At 48.0% G+C, this 24,208-nt stretch carries 24 protein-coding genes; 10 read left to right on the forward strand and 14 right to left on the reverse strand.

Annotated features, from left to right (window positions below; genetic code table 11):
- Nucleotides 1-11: 11 nt before the first annotated feature.
- Nucleotides 12-1,148, reverse strand: coding sequence for a beta-aspartyl-peptidase (gene iadA, locus PTW35_RS19660; RefSeq protein WP_281028614.1), 1,137 nt, complete (start codon nucleotides 1,146-1,148; stop codon nucleotides 12-14).
- Nucleotides 1,149-1,353: 205 nt separating this feature from the next.
- Between iadA and PTW35_RS19665 the strand changes: the two genes are divergently transcribed.
- Together PTW35_RS19665 and PTW35_RS19670 are read left to right on the forward strand one after the other, a co-directional pair.
- A complete protein-coding gene (locus tag PTW35_RS19665; protein WP_281028615.1) occupies nucleotides 1,354-2,253 on the forward strand; it encodes a LysR family transcriptional regulator in 900 nt (299 codons plus the stop codon).
- 317 nt (nucleotides 2,254-2,570) lie between these two features.
- Nucleotides 2,571-3,365 (forward strand): PAS domain-containing protein, encoded by a 795-nt coding sequence (locus PTW35_RS19670; RefSeq protein WP_281028616.1) that lies wholly within the window; start codon nucleotides 2,571-2,573, stop codon nucleotides 3,363-3,365.
- Between the two features lie 106 nt (nucleotides 3,366-3,471).
- Here PTW35_RS19670 and PTW35_RS19675 read toward each other — a convergent pair whose 3' ends face one another.
- The 5 genes from PTW35_RS19675 to PTW35_RS19695 all read right to left on the reverse strand — a co-directional run bounded on the left by PTW35_RS19675 (nucleotide 3,472) and on the right by PTW35_RS19695 (nucleotide 8,634).
- A complete protein-coding gene (locus PTW35_RS19675) occupies nucleotides 3,472-3,786 on the reverse strand; it encodes a DOPA 4,5-dioxygenase family protein (protein ID WP_281028617.1) in 315 nt (104 codons plus the stop codon).
- Between the two features lie 83 nt (nucleotides 3,787-3,869).
- Nucleotides 3,870-4,625, reverse strand: coding sequence for a GMP synthase (locus PTW35_RS19680; RefSeq protein WP_281028618.1), 756 nt, complete (start codon nucleotides 4,623-4,625; stop codon nucleotides 3,870-3,872).
- An 8-nt stretch (nucleotides 4,626-4,633) separates the two neighbouring features.
- A complete protein-coding gene (locus tag PTW35_RS19685; RefSeq protein WP_281028619.1) occupies nucleotides 4,634-5,797 on the reverse strand; it encodes an iron-containing alcohol dehydrogenase in 1,164 nt (387 codons plus the stop codon).
- A gap of 3 nt (nucleotides 5,798-5,800) precedes the next feature.
- Entirely contained in the window at nucleotides 5,801-7,252 is a 1,452-nt protein-coding gene (locus PTW35_RS19690) for an aldehyde dehydrogenase family protein (protein ID WP_281028620.1), read from the reverse strand.
- A gap of 14 nt (nucleotides 7,253-7,266) precedes the next feature.
- On the reverse strand, nucleotides 7,267-8,634 hold the full coding sequence (locus tag PTW35_RS19695) for a glutamine synthetase (protein ID WP_281028621.1): 1,368 nt from the start codon (nucleotides 8,632-8,634) through the stop codon (nucleotides 7,267-7,269).
- Between the two features lie 229 nt (nucleotides 8,635-8,863).
- Between PTW35_RS19695 and PTW35_RS19700 the strand changes: the two genes are divergently transcribed.
- From PTW35_RS19700 to PTW35_RS19710, 3 genes are all read left to right on the forward strand, one after another.
- On the forward strand, nucleotides 8,864-9,541 hold the full coding sequence (locus PTW35_RS19700; RefSeq protein WP_281028622.1) for a DNA alkylation repair protein: 678 nt from the start codon (nucleotides 8,864-8,866) through the stop codon (nucleotides 9,539-9,541).
- A 142-nt stretch (nucleotides 9,542-9,683) separates the two neighbouring features.
- Entirely contained in the window at nucleotides 9,684-10,034 is a 351-nt protein-coding gene (locus PTW35_RS19705) for a RidA family protein (protein WP_281028623.1), read from the forward strand.
- A gap of 90 nt (nucleotides 10,035-10,124) precedes the next feature.
- Complete coding sequence (locus PTW35_RS19710) at nucleotides 10,125-10,445, forward strand: DUF1496 domain-containing protein (protein WP_281028624.1); 321 nt, start codon at nucleotides 10,125-10,127, stop codon at nucleotides 10,443-10,445.
- A 141-nt stretch (nucleotides 10,446-10,586) separates the two neighbouring features.
- Here PTW35_RS19710 and PTW35_RS19715 read toward each other — a convergent pair whose 3' ends face one another.
- The 4 genes from PTW35_RS19715 to PTW35_RS19730 all read right to left on the reverse strand — a co-directional run bounded on the left by PTW35_RS19715 (nucleotide 10,587) and on the right by PTW35_RS19730 (nucleotide 15,195).
- Nucleotides 10,587-10,751: a hypothetical protein gene (locus tag PTW35_RS19715; protein ID WP_281028625.1), complete on the reverse strand. Its 165-nt coding sequence runs from the start codon at nucleotides 10,749-10,751 to the stop codon at nucleotides 10,587-10,589.
- 348 nt (nucleotides 10,752-11,099) lie between these two features.
- Nucleotides 11,100-11,399 (reverse strand): YfcZ/YiiS family protein, encoded by a 300-nt coding sequence (locus PTW35_RS19720; protein WP_281028626.1) that lies wholly within the window; start codon nucleotides 11,397-11,399, stop codon nucleotides 11,100-11,102.
- Between the two features lie 141 nt (nucleotides 11,400-11,540).
- On the reverse strand, nucleotides 11,541-13,466 hold the full coding sequence (locus PTW35_RS19725; protein WP_281028627.1) for an ATP-dependent DNA helicase RecQ: 1,926 nt from the start codon (nucleotides 13,464-13,466) through the stop codon (nucleotides 11,541-11,543).
- Nucleotides 13,467-13,605: 139 nt separating this feature from the next.
- Complete coding sequence (locus tag PTW35_RS19730) at nucleotides 13,606-15,195, reverse strand: PAS domain-containing methyl-accepting chemotaxis protein (protein ID WP_281028628.1); 1,590 nt, start codon at nucleotides 15,193-15,195, stop codon at nucleotides 13,606-13,608.
- Between the two features lie 466 nt (nucleotides 15,196-15,661).
- Between PTW35_RS19730 and PTW35_RS19735 the strand changes: the two genes are divergently transcribed.
- From PTW35_RS19735 to PTW35_RS19750, 4 genes are all read left to right on the forward strand, one after another.
- Nucleotides 15,662-16,606, forward strand: a complete 945-nt coding sequence (locus tag PTW35_RS19735) for an SPFH domain-containing protein (RefSeq protein ID WP_281028629.1) — start codon at nucleotides 15,662-15,664, stop codon at nucleotides 16,604-16,606.
- Nucleotides 16,603-17,061, forward strand: coding sequence for an NfeD family protein (locus tag PTW35_RS19740; protein ID WP_281028630.1), 459 nt, complete (start codon nucleotides 16,603-16,605; stop codon nucleotides 17,059-17,061). Before PTW35_RS19735 ends, PTW35_RS19740 begins: the two co-directional genes overlap by 4 nt.
- A 366-nt stretch (nucleotides 17,062-17,427) precedes the next feature.
- Complete coding sequence (locus PTW35_RS19745) at nucleotides 17,428-18,267, forward strand: 2OG-Fe(II) oxygenase family protein (RefSeq protein WP_281028631.1); 840 nt, start codon at nucleotides 17,428-17,430, stop codon at nucleotides 18,265-18,267.
- Nucleotides 18,268-18,439: 172 nt separating this feature from the next.
- On the forward strand, nucleotides 18,440-18,898 hold the full coding sequence (locus tag PTW35_RS19750) for a cytochrome C (protein WP_281028632.1): 459 nt from the start codon (nucleotides 18,440-18,442) through the stop codon (nucleotides 18,896-18,898).
- A gap of 51 nt (nucleotides 18,899-18,949) precedes the next feature.
- Here PTW35_RS19750 and PTW35_RS19755 read toward each other — a convergent pair whose 3' ends face one another.
- Nucleotides 18,950-19,948, reverse strand: coding sequence for a YdcF family protein (locus PTW35_RS19755; protein ID WP_281028633.1), 999 nt, complete (start codon nucleotides 19,946-19,948; stop codon nucleotides 18,950-18,952).
- 229 nt (nucleotides 19,949-20,177) lie between these two features.
- Between PTW35_RS19755 and PTW35_RS19760 the strand changes: the two genes are divergently transcribed.
- A complete protein-coding gene (locus PTW35_RS19760) occupies nucleotides 20,178-20,585 on the forward strand; it encodes a VOC family protein (protein WP_281028634.1) in 408 nt (135 codons plus the stop codon).
- 72 nt (nucleotides 20,586-20,657) lie between these two features.
- Here the strand turns inward: PTW35_RS19760 and PTW35_RS19765 are convergent, their stop codons facing one another.
- The 3 genes from PTW35_RS19765 to maoP form a co-directional block, all read right to left on the reverse strand.
- Nucleotides 20,658-22,640: a flavohemoglobin expression-modulating QEGLA motif protein gene (locus PTW35_RS19765; RefSeq protein WP_281028635.1), complete on the reverse strand. Its 1,983-nt coding sequence runs from the start codon at nucleotides 22,638-22,640 to the stop codon at nucleotides 20,658-20,660.
- Nucleotides 22,624-23,652 (reverse strand): glutathione synthase, encoded by a 1,029-nt coding sequence (gshB, locus tag PTW35_RS19770; RefSeq protein ID WP_281028636.1) that lies wholly within the window; start codon nucleotides 23,650-23,652, stop codon nucleotides 22,624-22,626. Before gshB ends, PTW35_RS19765 begins: the two co-directional genes overlap by 17 nt.
- 119 nt (nucleotides 23,653-23,771) lie before the next feature.
- A complete protein-coding gene (gene maoP / locus PTW35_RS19775; protein WP_281029107.1) occupies nucleotides 23,772-24,113 on the reverse strand; it encodes a DUF413 domain-containing protein in 342 nt (113 codons plus the stop codon).
- Nucleotides 24,114-24,208 lie beyond the last annotated feature (95 nt).

Genomic DNA, 24,208 nt, shown 5'->3' on the forward strand with positions numbered 1-24,208 from the left:
TTTCGTATTCCTTACTCAAAGTTTCCTGTTACCTGCATCTCGCCGTTGAGCATCATCGTTTTGCCATGAGCAATTACGCTATTTAGGCTGAAGTCATCATTGAAGATACACAGATCAGCATCAAAGCCGGCTTCAACCCGGCCTTTTTTAATACCCAGTGAGTCAGCAACATTGGCCGTTACCATGGCAATAGCAAGCTCTGGTGCTATCCCTGCATCAATTAACTTCGGCAATATCAGTAAGTTGCTATTGACATCGGCAGCAGCCATGCCGACGAGGGCTCCAGTTTCATCGAATTTAGGCAAGCTTCCGTTACCGTCAGAGCTGATGGTGATGTGATGGGCCTCTACACCTGAGGCCATCGCGTATTTGACGGCTTGTTCAGGCGGAGTGAAACGGCTACCACCGGAAGTAATATCGATAAATCCGCCTTTGCGGGCAAATTCGATGGCCTGGTTAAATAGCTGCTCGGTACGGGCGACATGGGTTGGCGAGAAATGGTGAATGGGCAGGCCCATCGCTAGAAGCTCATTGACTTGGGCGAATGGGTTATCGAGGCCGCCCATATGGATATGTAGCAGTCCTCGCTTGCCAGAAAGCATGCCTGCAATACGGATATCCGAGACGATACGGGCAAGTTCTTCGGTCGTGGGGAAGGAGCACCGATGGTCGGCAAGTGCAATTTTGACACCGAGGATAGCAGGGATGAAAGTGATATCATCGCGGATCGACCCGGTAATGGTTTTGGTCGGTACTTCGTAAGATCCGGTGTGCATGTAGGCGCTGATACCTTCTTCGCGCAGTGCCGCTGCCTTGGCATACAAGTCCCGTGGAGAACGGGAGATACCGTCGGTACCCAGTACACCAACGGCTGTAGTGGTACCTGCCTGAATCAGTTTATTTAGGGTGACTTGCGGGGTACGGCTGGCAAAGCCCGCTTCGCCACCACCGCCTGTGAGGTGGAGGTGTTGGTCTATCAGGCCGGGAGTAACAATTTTGCCCTGACAGTCGATGGTACTCACATCTTTAAGCGCATTAACTTGCATTGAGGGGCTGATTGCCAGTACCTTGCCGTGAGAAATTAGAATATCCGTCCTGCCAATAGGTAACGGGGAATAAAGCTCAGCGTTTTTAAGTAGGGTAAACATAGGGTGCTCTTTTGTTATTGATTGTAAGTACTGTGTTTGATGCTCAGTCAAACCAGCTGCTTTGGCAGAGGTTCTGTTGTCACCAGCCTGTCTGCTTCAAAAAGAGAGTAACCTTAATTTTTATAAGAGTATTTTTATTTCTATTGCTGTTTTCGAATGAAACTATTCATTCAGATCATAGCTTGACGTATGGCAGGAAGAGTTTATGGATTTTAAATGGTTAGATGATTTTATGAGCCTGAGGGAGTTAGGAAACTTCGGCGCAGCCGCCAAGGCTCGGCATGTGACCCAGTCCGCTTTTAGTCGCAGGATACAGGCGTTGGAGTTGTGGGTCGGCACGCCTTTGTTTGATCGCACATCTTACCCAATCACCCTGACAGAGCATGGTGAGAAGTTTGTCCCTTATGTGGAAAATCTGCTTGAACAGATCAAGGTGACCAAAGAAGATTTTGCCCAGGTATCACTGAAAACTGATAATACTGTTCGTATTGTTAGTTTGCATTCGTTTGCCGTTAACCTGTTACCCAATTTATTTCGGCAGGGAAGTGGGCAGTTCAAAACGCTTAACTTGGCCATCAACCCCTCCGTACAGGGAATAGACAATCATTTCCAGGCTTTACTCGATGGCTCGAGCGATATTCTGTTTGCTTACAATACTCAGGGAATGCGCCCATCATTTTTGATTGAAGATAAGGTGGAAAAGTTGCTGGTGTCTCAGGAGGAGATCATTCCCGTCATTTCACCGAGGCTGCTGGAACAGCACGCTTCAGGAGAAGACTATCCGTATTTGGCATATTCAGAGCATACTTTCCTGCACAATGTCGTTGCCCCTTTAGTTGATAAAAGCCGATGCCCCCTTAATCAGGTATTCGAGACGACATTGACCGAGTCTTTAATAAAGATGGCCGTCAATGGCTATGGGGTGGCCTGGGCTCCTCGCCATGCAATTGACGCCGAGTTGTCGGCTGGGCTTCTGGTCAGGGCATTTCCTGAAATGACAGAGTTGCTGATTACTTTGGATATCGTGTGTTATCGCGCAAAAGAAGCTAATCGTCAATCGGTTAGCCAGTTTTGGCGCGGACTGAGTCAGGTTGTTGATTTGTAGTATTATGGTTAGAAACGTTATTGATTTGCTGGTGTAGTGCTGATCGAGTAAGCGGCTATCAGCGGAATAAATTAAAACCGTAGTAATCACTGCGGTTTTTAGTTTGGTTTTTTGTTAGTTTCTTTTTAAGGCTTTATACGGCTAAGTATTGGTTAAGTGTGATTTTGATATAGCGTTCGACTCCAATACCTCAGATGAATGTCAATTTTTCTTACAATAAAACAGAGGATTATATTGATATAGTATATTTGTTGGGTATTCTTATGGTTGTGCTAGGTTGCATAATAAAACCTTATTTCAATTAATCAAAATAAAAAATGAATATAACCGATGAGCAGTATCTTTATGCTGTTAAATTAAAAAATAAAGCTCACCCTTTTCCCTGCGCTCTTTACGATAAAAATGGCAGTTATTTTTTTATCAATAGAGCTTTCGAGGTTTGTTTTGGTGTAAAAAGCGAGCAAGTGCTTGGAAAAAGCATTTTATCTTTAGAAAGTAATGTAAATGATTTTGTTGGTGTTATCGATGCCCAGAATAAGCATGTAATGAACACTAAAGAGCATCTTTTTTCATTGAATATCGTTCCAACAACATCGGGTACAGAGGCATTTTACGTATCAAAGCGACCTTTAATTAATGCGTTAGATGAGGTCGTTGGGGTGGATGTCAGTATGTTCAATACCGGTTTTATCTTCTCCCTGTTTTCATCATTTAATGACCCTCGTATGTATCAAGAGCAAGGGAATATGCCTAGTGGGCCCCAGGGCTTGTGTGACTGTTTTACACCATTACAAGAAACGTATGCTTACTTCATTATGTGCGGCTTCTCTAATGATGCGATAAGTACCATTCTCAATAAATCCATTAAAACGGTAGAGAATAATATGTCAAGGCTGTTTGACAAGGCACAGTTGTGTTACAGCCCGTATATTAACAGTCGGCGTGAATTTCGTGATTATTTGTTGAGAAATAAGATCACTAATTTGTCACCTGCCGGGACAATGGAAACTTTCATCAAAACATTAACAACGGTGCCGAGTAACCTTGCTGAAGCTGAGAGTGAGGTTATGAGTCAATTTTTGTTATTTAGTGATTTTGGTAAAGTAGGCTGATTCCTTTTGTCTAAATGGGAGCGAAATATTGTTACTAAATTTTTTAAACTCAAGTGCCTTAGAACAATAGTATCTGCATCTATGATTTTTAGCATAGGATAATAGTCTATAACAAAATATCAGTTTTGAGTGGCAGTTCGGCACCGAGCCATATAGCGCTGGTGGTGTGATCAGAAAGCGCATCAAGGGTTACAGGGTGGATAAGTACTGACAGTTCGCCGCGATTGTCGTCTAGCCACTGGCAAAAAAGATGAGTATTCATGCTGAAATGCACTTCAAACATAGGTTTGCTGTGCGGCCCGACTGATTGATGCACCATTGGAAAAATTGCATCAATGTCTTCCCGCTGCGCGATAGCTTGGTGTAAATACTTAGCCAGGTTGCTCTGGTGGTCATCAAAGTAAATATGAGCGTGATACATAACTGTCTCCATGAACTCCAAGTTAAGTTGAAAATCATTGTAAGCCAGCGAGAGAAAGAGACGAGGCGTCTGGTTTGTTGGAGTTATTCGGTTTTATTGAAGGTATGCTGGTTGTTCAACAGTTGTCGGTAGCGAAAAAACTGGATGATCCACCGGGTGAGCAGAAGGTGATCTGTTGGCTGGTCTAGGGAGTTCACCGCTATCTGGTAAGTCTCAGCAGGATAACAGCTCTGCCTGAGTGCCATTAAATCGAGAAGGTACTCGGGGGTGAACTCAGGATGGCCTTGAATGCCAAGAAAGTGATTACCCACTTGCATGATACTGTTTGGGCAATAATCACTACCGGCGAGTATGCGGCTGCCTTGCGGAGGACGAATGACTTGGTCCTGATGGCTAACCAATAGCGACAATGTCTTGGGTGGCGTCGTCAGCCAGGGACTGTGCTGACATTGCTCTGAGTTTAAGGATATTTTTTGTGCCCCTATTCCCCAACCGTTCTCTGAAGTGACGACCTCGCCAGCCAAGGCCTGCGCTATCATCTGGTGGCCAAAGCAAATCCCGACCAAGGGAGTGTGCTGAAAGTACAACTGGTGGACAAACCCCTGGAAAACACTGATCCACCGGCTTTGCTCAAAGACACTATAGCGGCTGCCGCTGGTTAGGTAGCCGTCGCATTCACTTAATGATTGCGGATATTGGCCGTCAATAACCCGGTAAAACTGCAACGCGATGCTTGGGTCCACTGCCGCAAACAGGTTGGAAAACATTGCTGGGTAGTTGCCATGTTTCGGCTGCAATTCGGGCCTGACATCATCACACAGTAATACGCCGAGCTTCATCTTGATTCCTATAAGTCGAGGGTGCCGTTAAGCGCATGGTTAAACAAGGTGGTATATTGCTCTTGGCTAAGATGGATCGGGTTTCCGCTGGCCGCTGCATCATTTACCGACTGCGCTGCAATGGTTGCTTGCTCCTGACCGGTCACGCCAAGCTGAGCTAAAGTGTGAGGGATACGGAGCTGCTTACGCAATGCTAGAGTCCACTCAAGTACGCCATCGAAGCCATCTTTATCCAACTCGAGATAATGGGAGAGCCTCTGCATTTTTTCATGCAGGTAATGCCGATTGGCACAGAGCACGTAGGGCATCAAGACGGCATTGAGCAAGCCGTGATGTAAGTTGTAGCGCGCCCCGAGGGTATGTGCCAACGCATGCATCGCGCCAAGCCCTTTCTGGAAGGCCGTTGCTCCCATGGATGAAGCAATTAGCATCTGGGTTCTTGCCTGTAGGTTGCTGCCGTCAGTGTAGGCAATGGGGAGGTAGAGTTTTATCAGTCTCATGCCTTCAATTGCGATAGCTTCGGCCATCGGGTGGTAGCTCGGGGAGCAATAGGCTTCAAGATTATGCGATAGCGCGTCCATTCCCGTTGCCGCAGTGAGGTGGGGGGGCAGGTCAACGGTCAGTGTCGGGTCCAAAATAACCTGCATCGGCAGCATCTGCGGATGGAAAATGATCCGTTTGCAGTGGCTTTGGCTATCAGTAATGACCGATGCCCGGCCAACTTCAGAACCTGTTCCCGCGGTTGTGGGTAGGGCAATCACTGGGGCGATAAGCGAGGGATCGGCTTTTTTCCAATTGTCGTCAATATCTTCAAACTGCCACAAGGGGTGCTGCTGCTTTGCCACCAAGGCGATGGCTTTGCCGGTGTCGATTGATGAGCCCCCGCCAACGGCGATAACAGCGTCATGCCTGCCTTCGAGAAAGCACCGGATGCCACTTTCTACCTGCTCACCGGTCGGGTTTCCCGAGAAATCGCTGAAAACAGAGATGGCAAGATGGTCGTTTTGGCACGCTGAGATAATACCCCTAATAGCTTGGGTATCGGCCAGCGAGGGATCAGTGACAAATAGTGGGCGCTCAATAGATTGCTGGTGGCACAGTGCAGCCAGTTGCGAACTGGCATTTTCGCCAACAAGGATTTCGGTAGGGTAGTGCCAATGCAGGAGAGTCATGAGTTAGTCCGCCGCCTTGGGGGGAATGGTAGTATTGCTAATGTGCTTGAGGTGGAATGACTTGGGACGAGTCAGCGTCTCAAACCCGAGTGAAGACAGTGCATAGCCTTTTCCGGACTGTTTTATCCCTGTCCAGGCCAGTGCGGGATCCAGGTAGTCACAGCGATTAGCGAAAAAGGTACCGGTTTCGACTTGCTCGCCAATTTTAATGGCTCGCGTCATATCCGGGGTGAAGATGCTGGCAGTTAAACCGTATTCACTATCATTCATTAGGTCTATGGCTTCTTGATCAGAGAAAACTTTCTGGATAGGCAGTACCGGGCCAAAGGTTTCCTCGGTCATGACCTGCATTTGGTGGTTTACGTCCGTTAATACTTGCGGGGCAAGATACGGGCTACCGGGTTTGCTATTGGGGAAGCAGGCCTCTGAGATGTGGGCTTGGGCGCCTTTTTGTTTGGCCTCGACGATTTGCTTGCGGACATGGTCGGCGGCTGACGTCGATATCAACGGCCCCAATGTGGTGTTTTTGTCGAGCGGAAAACCCAGTTGGTACTGATTGACGAGCTGGACTACCTTTTCGACAAATTCGTCATGGATTCGGTGGTCTACATAAACTCGTTCGATGGCGCAGCATGATTGGCCTGCATTGTAGAGAGCGCCGTCGACAATGGTTTCAACGGCTTGGTTTATGTCGGCATCATTGCATACATACGCGGGGTCGTTGCCGCCGAGCTCAAGACCCAGTCCATGGAAGTGGCCGGCCGCTGCCATTTCGATGCTGGCCCCTCCCGCCACGGAGCCAGTGAATACTACATGCTGCACTTGATCGCTGCTAACAATAAATTCTGTTGCTTCATGGCTTAAAAACAGGTGCTGGAAAACCCCGGCGGGAAGTTGCGCTTCATCAAAAGCCTGTTGGAACCGCTGGGCGCTGAGCGGGGTATGGGAGGAAGGCTTTAAGATCACGCTGTTTCCGGCCAATAATGCAGGAATAATGGCGTTGACGGCGGTGAGGTAGGGGTAATTCCACGGAGAGATGACTAATACTGTACCGAGCGGCTCCCGGACCATATATCGGGTAAATCCGGTTTTTTCAGGGAGCTCGATGGTGGCAAGTGCTTGCTCACAATGCTTGATCATGTAGCGAGCTCGCTCCTCTACCCCTTTTAGCTCACTGCTGCTATGGCGTATCGGCCGTCCCATCATCCAGCTCAGTTCGCTGGCTATCATATCCCGGTGGCTGAGCAGGGCATCGATTGCCCGTCGGCAATATTCCTGCCTTTGCGCTAGCGGGGTTTGTTTCCAACTCTTTTGCGCGTTGTTTGATTTATCTAACGAGTGCTGGATGTCCTCATGTGTTGCCATAACAACGGTTGCGACAACACTGCCGTCTGCAGGAGATATCGTATCTTGGGTAACTCCTTGCCGGTTATCAGTTTGGGCTGAATGCTTCAAGGCCTTTCCTCGCATCAGATAATTTCGAAGTAACGGCTGAGCTCCCAGTCAGTTACGTGCTTCCTAAATTCCCTGTCCTCCCATTCGCGCGATGCGGCAAAATGGTCGACGAAGGCCTGACCGAACAGTGAAACAGCGGCTTCTGATTGCTTGAATTGCTGAGTGGCATCCCATAGCGTGCGTGGTAAGGCAAGGGTGTCGCTATGGGTTTGTTGGTAAGCATTTCCTAACACCGGCGGCGAAGGCTCCCAGCCTTGTTCAATACCAATAAGGCCAGAGCCCAGTGCAGCCGCAAGGGCGAGGAACGGGTTGGCATCCGCCGCCCCGATTCGGTATTCAATTCGTTGCGACTTTTCCGTACCGGTTATTACCCTAAGAGATGTTGTTCGGTTTTCGATGCCCCAGGTGGCATCTGTCGGTGCCCAGAAGCCAGGAATCATTCGGCTATAGCTGTTAACAGAAGGAGCGACCATACACAGTAGCTCCGGCATAAGGCGCTGTTGGCCTGCAAGAAAATGCCGTTGGAGCGAGCTCATCGAATGGAGGGCATCGCCGTCGAAAAAGGCATTTTTGCCATTTTGATCGCGTAGTGAAAGGTGGATATGACCGCTCTGTCCGGGGTAGTCATTGCTCCACTTTGCCATGAAAGTTGCCATCAAATCATTTTTCTGGGCGAGCACTTTCATATAGGTTTTAAAGAGTGCGGCCTTGTCTGCGGCATGACAGGCAAAGTCGACCGCTAGTGCGGCTTCTATCACCCCGGGGCCAGTTTCGGAGTGGATGCCTTCAATCGGGAAGTCCATGGTTTCGCCCATCGCGAGGATGGACTTATAGAGTTCGGAGTAGGTCGAGTTGCGTATCATCGAATAGCCAAACCAGTCGGGGGTTATTGGCTCGAGATTGCGAAAGCCCTTTTCTCGGACAGAATGTGGCGTTTCGCGGAAGAGAAAAAACTCGTACTCGAAAGCTGCTCTTGGTATCAATCCCATTGATTTGCATTTATCAAGTACTCGATGCAGCGTGGCCCTTGGGCAGACGGATTCCGCCTCTCCGGCAAATTCAGCCATAAACAGCAGCATGCCATCTTCACCTAATACCTCCCGGCAACTGGAAGGGATGATACGAACTGGGGCGTCGGGGTAGCCTGTATGCCAACCTGTGTATTGGGTATTGTCGTAGAGCTGATCTTTGACATCCCAGCCCAGGACCACGTCGCAAAAGGCAAAGCCATTATCTAGGGAAGAGAAGAACTTTTCCTTGGACATATACTTGCCGCGCATTACACCGTCGTTATCGAACAATCCGACTTTGACGTGGCTAAGCTTGCGCTCTTCGATGATCTGCTTGGCATCTTTAGCCGTTTTGACCTCTCTTGGCACCATAGGTGGGTATCCCTTCTGTTGGCTGAGCGGTGTTCAGTTAAATAGGCAAATAAGCATTGGTATTAGGATTTTTTTATTGTTGTTATAAACCTAGGAAGAGGTCGGACATTCGTCAACTTTATCAGTACGGTGAAAAAGTCTCACTTGCAATTCATTGGTACTATGGCAGCAACTGTGTTCCAATATCGCCAAAATATTTTAATGATAAGTAAAGAAAAGGAAGTTATTGATGTCACTTGTTATTCCTATGGTGATATTCATGCAGCAGCGAATGGCCGAAGCTGGAAATGTCAATGATGCGAAAGCCATGCAAGCGTATATGAAAACCGACCAGCCGTTCTATGGGGTAAAGGCACCTGAGAGGAAGGCAATATTCAAGCAAGCTCGTGAGCATACGAAGATCACGTCTTTCATTGAGTACAAGCGATTGGTGCTTTGGCTATGGTCAGGGGAGAACCGCGAAGAGCAATACCTCGCGCTGGATGTGGCTGAATACTACAAAGCCTTTCGTACTATCGATGCGTTTCCTGTTTACGAAGAGATGCTGACAGAAGCAAGCCACTGGGATACCGTCGATAAGATTGCGTCTAGCTTGATTGGTCCATTGGTGAAGGAACACCGAGAATTAGAACAGGTTGTCCGCAATTGGCGTCAATCAGACAATATGTGGTTACGCCGCGCTTCTTTATTAATCCATCTTAAACATAAATCAGAGACCAACCTTCCCCTGCTGGAAGAAACCATCTTGATGCTAGCCAGTGAGAACGAGTTTTTCATTCAGAAGGCGGTGGGGTGGGTACTCAGAGAATATGCCAAAACGGATGCGCAATATGTGAAGCTGTTCGTGCAACGTTACCAGCAACAACTGCCTCCTTTGAGTCAGCGAGAGGCGTTAAAGAATCTGTAATAATGGTCTTAACTATCAAAATGATAGCCATAAATTCTTTTTACTGTGTCAATCGCAGTTGTTAATATAGTTCTGAGCCGTGATTAACGGTATTACATAGTATAAGGTCGTTTGGCCTTAATAACATAAGAAGGCATTTATTGTGATAGAACGTCAAGAAACTGGTCAGCGTATGAGCCGTATTGTTAAGCATAATGGTACAGTTTACCTGTGTGGCCAGGTGTGTGCGGATGCGACGCAAGGTATTACCGAGCAAACTCAAACTATGCTGGACAAGGTTGAAAAACTTCTGGAACAAGCTGGCAGTGATAAGGAACACATGCTTTCTGCCACAATTTATATCAAAGATATGAAAGACTTCGCTGCAATGAATGAGGTTTGGGACAACTGGGTTCCTGCGGGCCATGCTCCTGCCCGAGCATGCGTTGAAGCCAGCATGGCACGTGAAGCGTTGCTGGTAGAAATTTCTGTTGTTGCTGCTGTTAAAGAATAAGCGGGTCGTTTTCTTAAGTGGAAAGCTGAAATGGTCGATGTAATGACTAAGTGACGGGATTTAGCGCAAAGGGTTTTACAAGGAGGGGATATGACAAAAACATGGTGTAGCGGATGGCCAGCTCGTTTGAGTGCCATGGGCAAAACGCTGTTTTTTGCAGGGGCGATTTCTCTGTTGTCTGTATTGCTTCTACCTCAGCCAGTAGTGGCTAAAGAGATATCTGTAAAGCCCCAACCGACACTGAGCCTTGAAGGTACATTCAACACCCAGCGTGTCTGCTTCTATAAAGGCCAGTCCTATTCGCTAGGAGCGGTGATTGCCATTGAAGGTGTCTTGCTGGAATGCCAGCCGGAGAAGCACTTCGAAACCAATGGTGCTCTTAAGTGGGTTAGGCTCGAAAAGAAGTCTTAGCCTTGGCTAACAGCCCGTAAAAGAAAATGCAGCCATACCCGAAGCGGGATGGCTGCATTGTCGTAACAGGGGGAACTGTTACTTGGGTTCTTGCGATAATCGTTCGAGCGGTATTTGCCACCAAGGGCTAACAGTAAGCTCTTAACGAACTAGGCGGCCGGAATCAGGGCCAACTTTACCTGTCCCACCTTCATGGTGAGCGGTCTTCACTCCCATTTCCTGCATCAAAAATTCTTTCAATGCGGCAGACTCACGGTCGTTGGTCGGTTTCCAGTTAGAGATCACTCGTGCTTTATTGCTGTTCATCGAATATTTCCTTTTCTATTCATGATATGGGCTAAATATCATGTGCTTAGTGATTCATATTTCTGCTGTTATTTTCATACAAAACGAAATCAATTTCCACTATTAATTCGTTTTGCGAATGCACCTGATTTAATAATCATTGATAACAGGGAATCGCTCACAAGCATATCTGACCAGTAGGTTGGATATATATGTAATAAATTGGATTAACTATGTCCTAATTGAATCCATTTATAAATATAGCTGTAAATTGGTACAAAAAAAGCCGATACCACAAAGGAATCGGCTTTTTTTGATGCTGAGAAAATTGTTGTAAAATTACACAATTCTCAGGGGGAGTAAGACCAATTATCGCATCAGCGAACGTGTCTTAAGCTCGAAAATTAATTTTTCTGCGCTGCATTCAAACTGAATACGTGCGGTTAGCTCAGTACTGTCATCAGTCAGTGGGCTGACTTCATGCTTGTAGTTGGCATTAACTTCCTTAGCTAGCGCAAGGTAGTTAGCAAGCTCAGCTTCTAATGCGGTTTTGTTACCGCCGAAGATCTTCACTTCTGCAACATCATCGTTTTCTTTGATGATAAAACCCATTTCGGCTGAAACACCGCATGCTTCGCAGGTTTGGTATTCTTGGCTTTCGTTTGTCATGGCGTTTACTCTATCTCCATTTATATTATGAGGCTATTTTAAAACTTTGTGATGAAGATCGCTATGGGGGAATGTTATTTTTCATAATACAAATAGTATCTGCCCTTTAAAGCCCTGACGGGCAGATACTCTTGGGTCGATTTAGGGTAATGCCGGATAGAGCTGGTGCACTTGGGTTAACGTCTGCTGGAATGGATATTGCTCCATCTTCCCAAAGCCAGATAGCTGGCGGGCTTTGATGGTGTTATGCAACGGACTTGTCATACCGCATAGGAAGCGTGTGATCGCTGCCGCTGAAGGCTGGGTCGGACAAGCTGTGATGAACGGGTCACACCATGCCTTAAGCATATTTTCTGACACATCTGCCAATTGGATATCGGATGGCAGCTTGGCGATACGCCCGCGGCAAACAGAGCAATGACCGCACTGCTGTGGTGCTTGATGATCGGCAAAATAGCTTGCTAACTCGTGGCTGAGGCATTTCTGGCTTTCGAAAAAAGCCAGCATGTTGTCTAGTCTTGCAATCTCGCTCTGCTCTTTGGTCTTGAATAGCTGGTAGAGGCGAGCCGCTTCCTGGCCGATATCGAAGTGGGGATTTGTCACGCGGAATACCTCGGTCATTTGCTTGCTTTCCAATGACACCCAGCCTTTTTCGCTGAAGTAGTCGATGGCAGCCACAACCCGTTTGCGTTCTGCTTGGGTAGTTTGCCAGAGAGCATCGAAATCCACCGTATGCCAAGTACGGGCTTTGGGCGAACACGCAAAGATATGACTGACGAAGCTCTGCCGCTCACCGTGGAATTGATCGATAATAAACTGCTGATCGACAAGCAATTTAAAGCGGTAATCAGCAAAATAGGTATACTGCGGCTCAATGATTCCGGACATTTCCAAGTAAACCAGCAGGGTTTTCAATGGCAGCATGCGGATATTACTTTCTTTGGATAAGCGCAACTGCACCACTTCCCACTGCGGGGCATGCTGTTGGATTAAACCGAGTACTGTTTCAATCGCCGATTGATCGGGTGTATCACCATAAACGAAATTTTCTAGCACATTCAATCCAGACTTGCTTCCCAAGAGGATGCAGTCGGCATGCTGTCCGTCCCGGCCGGCCCGGCCAATTTCCTGGCTGTAATTCTCTATCGACTTGGGGAGGTCATAATGAATGACGCGGCGGATGTCTGCTTTATCGATGCCCATACCAAAGGCGATAGTGGCAATAATGCATTGGTGCTTGCCTGCCATGAAATCAGTTTGGATCTGCTGGCGGCGTTCGCTATCCATCCCGGCATGGTAGGCCTGTGCCATAACCCCTCGATGCTGAAGGGCAGCTGCAAGTTCTTCTGCGGTTTTTTGTAGCGTCACATAGACAATGCTGGGCAGGCAAGGTTCGCTTGCCAGCACATCGTATAGCGCTGATTGCTTTTCTGCCTCGGGCGTCGGAACGATAGATAGATCAAGGTTGGAACGGTAGAAACCGGTGATCACGATATTGCTCGCATCGATACCAAACTTTTGCCCCATATCATTGATCACTGCTGGGGTCGCCGTGGCGGTCAGCAGGAGTACCTGCGGGATATTCAATAACTGGCGATACTGCGGCAACTTGAGATAATCCGGCCTGAAGTTGTGCCCCCACTCGGAAATACAGTGGGCTTCATCGACCACTAACAGAGATATTGGTACCTGGGCTATGAAATGGCGGAAGCGTTCGTTGTTAAGGCGCTCGACCGAGATCATAAGGATCTTTATCGAGCCGGAACGTACCCCTTGCATCACTTGCTGTGTCTCTTCCCAGCTTTGGCTTGAATCAATTGACGCTGCCTGTATGCCTTTGCTGTGCAGGAAGCTGATTTGATCTTTCATCAATGCGAGTAACGGCGAAATGACCAACGTCAGGTGAGGAAGTTGCAACGCCGGCAGCTGGTAGCAAAGTGACTTGCCCGAGCCGGTCGGGAAGATAGCGGCAGCGGACTGGCCAGCAATGACTTTGCCGATCACTTCGTCCTGTCCCGGACGCAGACTATCGAAGCCAAAATACTGTTTAAGGTTATTGAGATACATGGGTACTATACATTGAGAGGGCAATGGCCTGATCATACCGAAGTATGGAGGCATTGCCCACGGGGATAGGCTGATTGCTAGCTAATTCATATTGCCCTGTAGGTTGTGGCGGAGAGTTACACCAATTTGTGAACTGGCTCTAATGGTGCTTAAACCTATCTGCAAGCAGGTAAAAGTCATCAACTCGGCGTTTGAGCCCGGCACTGCTTTGTTCGACTTGGCTAACTGCTTCAAGGTTTTGTTGCGAGGTGTCGGCCAGCGCATGAATGTGCTCACTGGTCTGCTGGGCATGGGACTCCTGGCTCTGGGCTGAAGACGACACCTGATCGACCAGTTCGTTGATGGCTTGCATGTTGTTTTCTACCGCGCCGAGTGCTTCAGCCCCTTGCGTTGCCTGCGCGACACACGCCAGGGTATCGTCGTGGTTATTTTTGATCAGCACTTGCCAGTTTTCGATGGTCGCGAGCATATTGCCGATACTAGCTTGGATTTGTTCGGTCGCAGTCTGGGTGCGGGAAGATAGGGCGCGAACTTCATCGGCAACGACCGCAAAGCCACGGCCATGCTCACCTGCCCGTGCCGCTTCTATCGCCGCATTGAGAGCAAGCAGGTTCGTTTGGTCGGCAATACCACTGATTTCGGACATCACAGCACTGACGGTTTCGGCCTCGGTACTGAGTTTGTCTGTCGCGTCCGTGGCTTGGCGGGCCTGTGTAGACAGCGCGTTCAAACTCGATTGGGTCGCATTGAGCTGAGACCGGGTTACCGCGCACTGGTCCCGCGTCAGATCCAAGAGTTGGTGGCTCTCGCTGGCATGAACCGAAATGGTTCGGGCGGATTCAGAAATATTATCGATCGCTGTCGCAATATGCTGGATATTCTTGTTTTGCACGCCGATCGCATCATTAACCCGGCTAGTAGTGGCGCTCAGGTCATCGGCCAAATCATGTAATGGTGCGGCAGAGTCGGTCATTCGACCCAAAACCGTGCGCATACCAGCAGAAGCCATTTTCAGGTGATAGTCGACAACGGAAAAGTCATCATTTCCTGAAAATATGGCGCGGCTAAGGCTGTCATATTGTGTTTGCATCTCTGCAATTTTCGATGGGGTACTGAACAACTCCTGACGAAACCATATACCCAATACCAGCGCCGGAGAAAGGCCCAGCAAGGCATGTGAGCTCATACCGCCAGAGAACAATGCCGCTGCCGAGGGAAGCGCACAAGCGGCGATGAGCAGCCCGTACTTAACTGAACGAGGCATCGATAAAGAGAACGACTTGCCACTACGCTCAGCCTTGAGCAACTGCTCATAGGCTGATTCTGCCGTTTTGACTAACTGGGCGTCAGGCTTAACCCTGACGGATTGGTAACCGACAATTTTGCCATCATCGTAAATCGGGGTGATGTATGCATCGACCCAGTAGTAACTCCCTGATTTGGTTCGGTTTTTTACAATTCCCCTCCAGGCTTTTCCGGCTTGGATTTGCTGCCAGAGATCGGCAAAGGCCACCTTCGGCATATCTTGATGGCGGATGATGTTGTGGTTCTGTCCCAGCAATTCTTGTTCAGAATACCCGGCAACTCGGCAGAAAGCGGCATTACTGTAGGTGATGACCCCGTTAAGATCTGTGGTGGAAACTAATTGCTCCCCTTCTGCGAATGTCACTTCCTGATTGTGGTTTGGTGGCTGATGGGTAGCGTTGACTGTTGGTGTTGAGCGCGTCACTAGATAACCCTTTGTATGTATATTGTTGTTTTTTATGCAATGAGAGCACACTAATGTGGTAAATGGAAATATTTTGTCTTTTTTTTGATGCATTCTGTTAACTAAGGTGTGTTGCGCTGTTAATTTGTAATCAAATTAAGGAGTTGCCAAATTTTTGACATAATAACGAGATGGGTCATCAATGGCTCAAAGAGTTGTAATTTTAGAGCGGTTGCAATGAACCCGATTGTATAAATTGTATCACTCAAAATTACTATGACTAAAACAGCATTTGGCCAGTTGGCACAGCAATGCCAACAACTGCACGGTCAAGTTGGTCGCTTTCGAGTGTGATAACTGCAATTAATGATTTTGCGTCATTGTATTGGGCTTTTTTATGATAAATCAGTGCGCTAGGCATTGTATTGGTATGGTTGCATACGCTATTCTGGCTACCAACTGAACGCTGTTTATTAAGGAGAACGAGATGCCGTACGATACTTTGATCACTGTGGGGGTATTTATCATAGTGGCAATTGTGTTTATTGCTTCTGGAGTCAAAACTGTTCCTCAGGGAAGTGAGTGGACGGTAGAGCGCTTTGGTCGTTATACCAAAACATTGCGCCCTGGCTTGAACCTCATCGTGCCGTTTATCGATCAAGTTGGAAACAAGATTAATATGATGGAGCGCGTGCTGGATATCCCTGCCCAAGAGGTGATTTCACGGGATAATGCCAATGTGACCATTGACGCGGTGTGTTTTGTACAGGTTATTGATGCGGCCAAGGCGGCTTATGAGGTGACAGATCTCGAGCATGCTATTCGTAATCTTACGCTTACTAATATTCGTACGGTTCTCGGTTCAATGGAGCTTGATGAGATGCTCTCTCAGCGTGATACCATCAATAGTCGCTTGCTGAGTATTGTTGACCAAGCGACGAACCCTTGGGGGGTGAAAGTCACCCGTATCGAAATCAAAGATGTCCAGCCGCCGGCCGATCTCACTTCGGCCATGAACGCCCAGATGAAAGCAGAGCGTAACAAGCGTGCAGAGGTACTGGAAGCCGAAGGGGTGAGGCAGGCTGAAATCCTGCGTGCGGAAGGCCACAAGCAATCAGAGATCTTACGAGCTGAAGGTGACAAGCAAGCTGCAATCTTGCAGGCAGAAGCTCGGGAGCGTGCTGCAGAAGCAGAAGCAAGAGCGACGGCTATGGTTTCCGATGCCATTGCCAAGGGTGATCTGCAGGCTGTGAACTACTTTATTGCTCAGGGGTACACCGATGCGCTGAAAACCATCGGCCAAGCCGAAAATGGTAAAATTATAATGCTACCGCTGGAAGCGACAGGCCTTATGGGCTCTATTGCGGGGATCACTGAGATCCTTAGCCAGACCGGGGGCAAAAAAGAGGGCGAAAAGGGTAAACCGGCATGATCACGCTACTTGAGCAAATGAATGTGTGGCACTGGTTGGCGCTGGGCCTAGTGCTGCTGCTGTTGGAATTGTTGGGTACTGCCGGCTATCTGCTGTGGCTTGGGGTATCGGCATTGCTGGTTGGCGTGATTCTCTTCTTTATTCCACTAGGCTGGGAGATGCAATGGCTGACTTTTGCTGTGTTCTGTTTGTTCACGACCTGGCTGTGGTGGCGCTATCAGCATACGAAAGATAAAGCCGGTGATAAACAACGCAGCCTGAACCAGCGCAGCGAACAACTGGTTGGGCAAACTTGCGTGCTTGAGAAAGACTTCCCTATCGGGTCAGGGCGTTTGCAGCTTGGCGATACCACGTGGTCGGCCAAATCAGAGTTCAATATACCAGCTGGTACGCTGGTAGAAGTTGTTCGGGTTGAGGGTATTGTGGTTGTTATCAGAGAAAAAGTGAGCCAGTAAAAAACCGATATACAGGTTGCGATAACTGTCGATGGCGCACAATGGTAAGTTTATCGGCTCTGTATCGACTATATTGTCTCCGTGCTTAAGGGAAGTGCTTATAGCATGACTTAATAATGCCACTCTTGCTGATTTCCCCAATTCGCAAAGCGGCGGCATTATTGAGTGTAATTAACATTAATGAAATGTGTTTGTTATTTGCTGGAATCGCCTCTGCACTCGCAGAGGCTTTTTTTTGTTTCCTGTTGTAAACGGATTGTTTCCAAATTGGTGGTGTTGGTGAGTATGTGCAAGCGATAGAATCCAATGCAACCGATTACGTCGGTGGTATAAACATAACAAGTCAGTCAGATAGAAGAAGATAAAATGAAATTGGAAGCAGTAGATTATAACGCGCCCGATGCTGCCGAGCGCTTTGTTGAATCCCTTCGAAATACGGGCTTTGGGGTACTGAAGAACCATCCGATCCAGCAGCAGCTGGTTCAGTCGATTTATGATAATTGGCATGGCTTTTTCAACACCGAAGAGAAAGAAGCGTTTCGATTCAATGTCGAGACCCAGGACGGTTTTTTCCCAGCCGAAGTCTCTGAAGTTGCCAAAGGCCACACCAAGAAAGACATCAAAGAATATTTCCATTATTACCCTTGGGGCCAGTGCCCTGACACGCTCAAAGCAGAGCTTCAGCGCTACTACGAGGAAGCGAACAAACTGGCTAGTCAACTGCTAGGCTGGGTGGAAGCTTACTCTCCAGATGGGGTATCAGAGCGTTACTCTCAGCCACTGTCATCCATGATTGATGGTAGCGAGAAAACCTTGCTGCGCGTACTTCATTACCCGCCGTTGAACGGTGACGAAGAGCTCGGTGCGATCCGTGCAGGCGCCCATGAAGATATCAACCTGCTGACGGTGCTGCCCGCTGCCAACGAGCCTGGCTTGCAGGTGCTGACCAAGGAAGGCGAGTGGCTGGATGTTCCATGCGACTTCGGTAACTTGATCATCAATATCGGTGACATGCTGCAAGAAGCTTCTGGTGGCTACTTCCCGTCGACAACCCACCGCGTGATCAACCCAGAAGGTGCCGACAAGACCAAAGCGCGTATTTCACTGCCGCTATTTTTGCATCCAAAGCCAGAAGTGGTGCTGTCAGAGCGTCATACCGCAAATAGCTACCTGATGGAGCGGCTACGCGAATTGGGTGTTATTTAATTTAGGTTGTTTACCTATTGTTATTGAAAGCCAGCCTTCGGGCTGGCTTTGATTTTTATCAAACGGCAACAAAACATTCGTCAATCGCAGTGATGACTAGCATATCTGCAACTACACTTACCAGAGCCTCATAATCTGCTGAAAAAACAAACTAAAGAACAGGTGGTAAGTTATGAAATATTTTACATTAGTATTTGGTACCTTATTGGCCATCATGCTGACAGGTTGTGAGCCGCCGGAGCGTGGCAACACAGCTGCATTTACATTGCCTCCGGGCAATGCGGCTCATGGTGAAGAATTGTTTATTCACTACCAGTGTTTGAGCTGCCATGTCATGGAAGGTTATGAGCGACCAGAGGTACTAGACGAGTCCGGTGTGAGTGTTGTGTTGGGAGGCAGAGTTCCAACACTTAAGAAATATCAAGAATTGGTTATTTCGGTGATTAACCCTTCGCACCGCATTGCTCCAGGATATGATCCACAAGTTGTCACTCGGTCGGGAGAGTCGATTATGCCAAGTTATAACGACGTTATGATGGTTACCGACTTGGTAGATTTAATCACTTTTCTGGAAAGCAAGTATGAACTCGAGCCTTATGAATATACCCAGTACCGAGGCTTTTATCATTGAGTCCACACGTAACTTATAGCCAACCGACCGGTTGGCTTTTAATTGTGTTTTTTAAACCTGATGGATGGTTCCCCATTGGAAAGCAGGCAAACCAACCCCCCGTAACGCATCAATGTAACAGTTGATGCGCGTTTGCCCTTTAGGTATGTGGCAGGGTGATAATCCATCGTCAACGGCGATATGGTCAAAAGTAATGTGAGAACCTTGTCTTCCGTCTTCGACTCGTTTCTGGCTAAGCTGAATCGTCTCAAACAGTATTTGTGAACGGTGAACATGACTAGACGCGCTGACCAAGGTGGCGTGCTGTATCGGATGACGTTGCAATATAGCCAAACTGTTTCTGGCGTTCTCTATAGTGTTGGCGGCTTGCTCTTCCCTGATGATCCGGCAGCTCTTTATTCCATGCTCGACCAGCCACTTCTTCATTTGTGCCGCTTCTGTGGTGCCTGCCACCTCAACTCCACCAGTGACAATGATGAGGCTGCCCGGAAAGCGTTTGGCAATATTGAGGGTTTGCTCCAACCGCATTTTTAGTGGAGGGGCGATTGTACCGTCCCTATTGAGTTTATAGCCAAGGGTCACAATGGCATGCCGTGAAGCTGATGGTTGTTCAGGGGAGAGGGCATTGTGACGATAACAAATAGGAGTATTGAGGCTTTTCTCAAGAATAGCGATAATTCCCATTGCGTCTTGCGCGTAACAGGCATCAAGATCAGAGAGTTGCTCTATATGCTGGGTGACAGGTGTTATGTTTCCCTGGTAGTGATGCCATAGTGCAAGATAGAAATGGAGTGTCATTTGTTGCCGGTGATTGGCAACGGGCAGCGCTTGGGAGTAGCCCAGAATCGCTTGTTCGATATTCCCTTTGAAGCTGCTGATATTCGCCTTGGTTAAGAGAATATCGGCTTGTTCAACACCCACAGCCGATCTTAAAGCTTCAGATAGGTAATACAATACAGCGTCAAGGTTGGAAACGATTTTACCGTTTAAATAGAAGCTGTTGCGTTGGGGGCTGTTGTAGGCGTCCAGTGCCTGTTTGGTATAGTCCATCTTTGTCTGTCTACAATTTTTGCGATAGCTGCTAGTTGTTCATCGTATCCTGCACTCTAGCGAATGCAAAGCACAGATTATTCAAAAGTCACTTAAAAACAGTATGTTGAATTTTCCGTATCTTGGTCTTGTCGCTGAAGGCTATGCAATAAGTCGGAGGGATTGAAACATAGATGAAGACTTGGACTAGCTTTAAAAGCAGGTACTCCAGATCGATAAGAGGGTAAAGATGGCAAGTACATTTGAGCAGCACGGTGCATTTAGCTGGTCTGAGTTAATGACAGATGATCCCGAGAAGGCGGTTGAGTTTTACCGTCAAGTGATTGGATGGGATGTTGAAGCGATGCCGATGGAAGGAGGTACGTACCACGTAATAAAAGCAGGTGGTGAACCCGTTGGTGGCATCACGGGGAAGCCGGAGGGCTACGAGAATATACCAAATCACTGGGGGAGTTATATCACGGTAGAGGATGTGGATGACACTGTCGCAGCGGCAAAAGCTGCAGGTGGCTGTATTGTCTATGAGCCCAAAGATATTCCGGGTGTCGGGCGCATTTGTGCCATCAGTGATCAAGATGGGGCCATTGTTTCGGTGATTGCTTACGAGAACACAAAAACGGAAGACGAACCCAGTTAGAACGGCTATTTGATAAGCAAACAAAAAAGCCGCAAGGGGATCTTGCGACTTTTCAAATTGATGATAAAACCCTTACTTAATGCACTTTAGCAAGTAATTGATGATAGGGTCGCTGGTATCCTTCATCTTTAGTGCTTGTGGCAGGTAAGTCGGCTTTTTGAGGATCTCTCGGGTGATCAGCTCATCAAGCAGCGGTTTGAATTCAAAACCGGTTTTACCGATGAACATCGACGTGAGATCATCATTGGCATATGCATGCAGCGCATCCTTCAGTCCCTTCAGGTATAGGTAGTCCTTGGTGAAGCCTCCGCCACGGTATGCCCGGGCGGTAACGGTAAAGGCTTGATCATCGCTGATACCATAATCATGCTTGAGAACATGGAAGGTCTCATTAAAGCTCTCCCCCTTGACCATCATATCGACTGCAATAACCCTTAGCGCCAGTGTCTTCAGGCGATGAAGCGGGAAACTCCCCGATAGGTGCTCACACAATATGGCCAAACCTTCCTGCGAGTGGGTGTTACCCGGCAGGCCAAGCTTAAGCACCTTCAGTGGCTGCAAGTCTGCGTTGGCACTGGTTACAAGATGCACCCCGAGCTCGTGGTGGATCAGGGCATCCAAGTCTTTGCGGTTAAACTTCGCGCCTTGGTTGACCTTGATTGTCCGGCCACTGACCATCGCACGGGCGATCAATTGTTTGGAGCCCGCGACTTTGCACTTCATCCCATATTCATCAGCAGCTTGTCTGAAAGCTTCAATCGCTTCCTGAGCTGAGATTGTCTCTTCTTCCGGCTCGCTGTACTCACCGGCGTGCAAGATAAAGTTCGCATTGGCGATGTCGTTCTGATCCGGCTGGCCATAGTAACGCAGCGAGTTGTACAAGAACTCTTCGGTGCCGATACTGGTCAGCAGGTCGATACGCACAGCAAGCTGATCGATGACCTTGCGGTACATCGCCTGGATATCCGCATCACGGATATCTTCCACTGGCAGACGGTAAAGCTGTTCGCGGAACTTGAACGGGTCCAGATTCAGCTGACGGTACGTAAAGTCAGGCCGGTAGTCATATGGACGGTGCAAGAACCGACGCTTCTCCTGCTTGATATTCAGCGGGTTGATATAGCTAAGGGTATTTACCCCTCTGGCAATCGAAAACAGTTGGCGATCGAGTTTCAGAACCTCTCGTGGCAACTTGGAAGCAAGCACATGGCTGCTGGTCAGTTTCTTGACCTTGGTCCGGCGCAAGATGGTTTCTGCGGCGTGTTCGGTCAACACGTTTTTCATATCGGCACGCAGTTTCTCGATAACCAACGGGAAGCTTTCACCGCGCTCTTCGTCCATGAAGACCTTCTTCACTTCCAACGGCATGATCAGTGTATTGGTGAAGTTGGCTTTGACAAAGCTGGCTTGATAGCCCATCCCTTGAAAAACATCATTCACTTCTGCCGTGACGTCAATATTTGGCAGCTCGATGTTGCGCAGCTTGCCGACCAAGCTGTCGATTTCCTTGCGCCAGCGGCGGGTATTGACTTGCTTGGTACCCAAGTTAAATACCGGCACATCTCGTTCAATGCGCTGGTAGTTGTACGAGTGAATATCATACAGCAGGCAAAGGCCAAACTTGCTCTCCAGCGTGTCAATCAGGCACGCCAGAATGCGGTAGTAGCAGTTATGCTTGGCCAGTGACACGGCCCGCTCGTCATCAGAAAGCGGTGTTTGCCAAACCGGTTTGCCCCAGGCTTCGTCGTAAATGCAGTTTTCAGGCGCACGGTTCAAGTCATACTCGTAGCGTGAGTCCTCGCCCTGAAGCACGATAGGCAGCGAGGAAATGAAATCGCCCGTGAAGGGATCTTCCTCAAAATAACGTTCTTCTTCGGCCAGCAAACAGTTTGGCATCAGATCACCGCGCAGGCGGTGACCATGATGGATAGCTGTTGCGATATACGGCTGATATTCGCTGATGCGAATGGTCAAGCTTCCATCGTTAAGCTGCGCTTCAAACGGAACAAGTTGCTGGATTTTCTCCAGAATTTCCGCTTCAGAAAGTTGTAGCATCAGCAATCACCTGACGAAATTCATTTTTACGGTTGATACTGACTTCTTTTGCCATCACAACACTTTCAGCAAAATCAATGACCTGTGCTTGAAGCTTGGTACGATTCAAACGGTTGATTCGAGTGATGCCGCCAGGGCTTAGCACGTTTACTTCAACCAGTTTGCCGTTGATAACATCCAACCCAACAAAGTAAAGGCCATCGCGCACCAGTTTCGGACCAATATGCTTACACAAGCGAAGCTCTTGTTTGGTCAGCGTATGCTTCACTTCTTTGCCGCCGGCGTGGATGTTAGAGCGCACATCACCTTTGGCCGGTACGCGGCGCATTGCACCAATTGGCTCACCGTTGAGCATCATGATGCGAACATCACCTTCTTCTGCACCTTCGATGTAATCTTGCAGAATCACGTAGTTCTTGTCGTCGCCAATGTAGAAATCCAGCAGCGATTTCACGCTAGACTTGGCACTTTTCTCTACAAGAATGACACCTTTGCCACCGTAGCCGTTTAGCGGCTTCATGATCATGCGATCATTTGGGTTCTCTTCCAGAACACGTTCCAAGTAATCGCGGTTCTTCGACACATGAGTCACCGGAATGAACTCATTGCTTGGATCTGGCAGCGATGTGGTGTACAGCTTGTTGTTCGCCACTCGTAAGCCGTCGATGTCGTTCATGATAAAGGTATGGTCACGAACGGAATCTAGGAAGTTCAATGCCATGGTATCCAGTGGCGGGTTGGCGCGCATGAAAATGACATCAAAGCCGGCCAATGGCAGCTGGGCCTTGCGAAATTCCGCCTTGCGGTAAAAGCTCGGAATATTGCTTGAAACTTCCGCCTTTTTCAGCACTTGGCAGAATGCAATGGCCGTGCTGTGTCGCATAGTCAGATTATTCGGTGTTGTAATGGCAACCGTGTGACCGCGAGTGGCAGCCTCGTGGATCAGACGCAGTGTCGAGTCGTTTTCTGGCTCAACTTTGTCCCACGGATACATAACAAAACAAATCTTCATAACAATCGCCTAATTACTGTCTCTTTTGACAGGGATAAAAAAGAAGTAAGCCATCGCACTAAGGGTGGATGGCTTATTCGATAATAAGTAATGTATTGAGTAAAAGTGCTTTACTCAGTTTAGATGTCTAAATCGTTATCGACATCTTCATCTTCGTAGTCGTTATTGCTTTGTTTTCGTTGGGAAACACAAAGGGTATAACTGCGTACTTTATTTGTGGTTTTGTTCGTGTATTTAACCCAGCATTTAGCATAACTGGATTGAATTTCTTTTGAACCTGTGATCTCAGACAGAAAATCTTGTTCATTGTCCGTTTCTGGGACCAGTGAACCATCAGCGAGGCCGCGCATAGTGCGACCATAGTTTTCTAAGATTTGAGCTTCGCTAACGGTGAAAACACCTGAACGGCTGAAGCCTCGTGGGAAATTTTTATCGTCGTAAAATTTGCCTACACTTCTCATCGAATATGCTTCCGAACGTAATTTACGCAGATATTCTTTCAGGTTGTTGATCTTGTAAATCAAAAAATTTTCGTCGTCACGATAAAAAAAATTGA

Source organism: Photobacterium sp. DA100 (assembly GCF_029223585.1).
Classification (GTDB): Bacteria; Pseudomonadota; Gammaproteobacteria; order Enterobacterales; family Vibrionaceae; genus Photobacterium.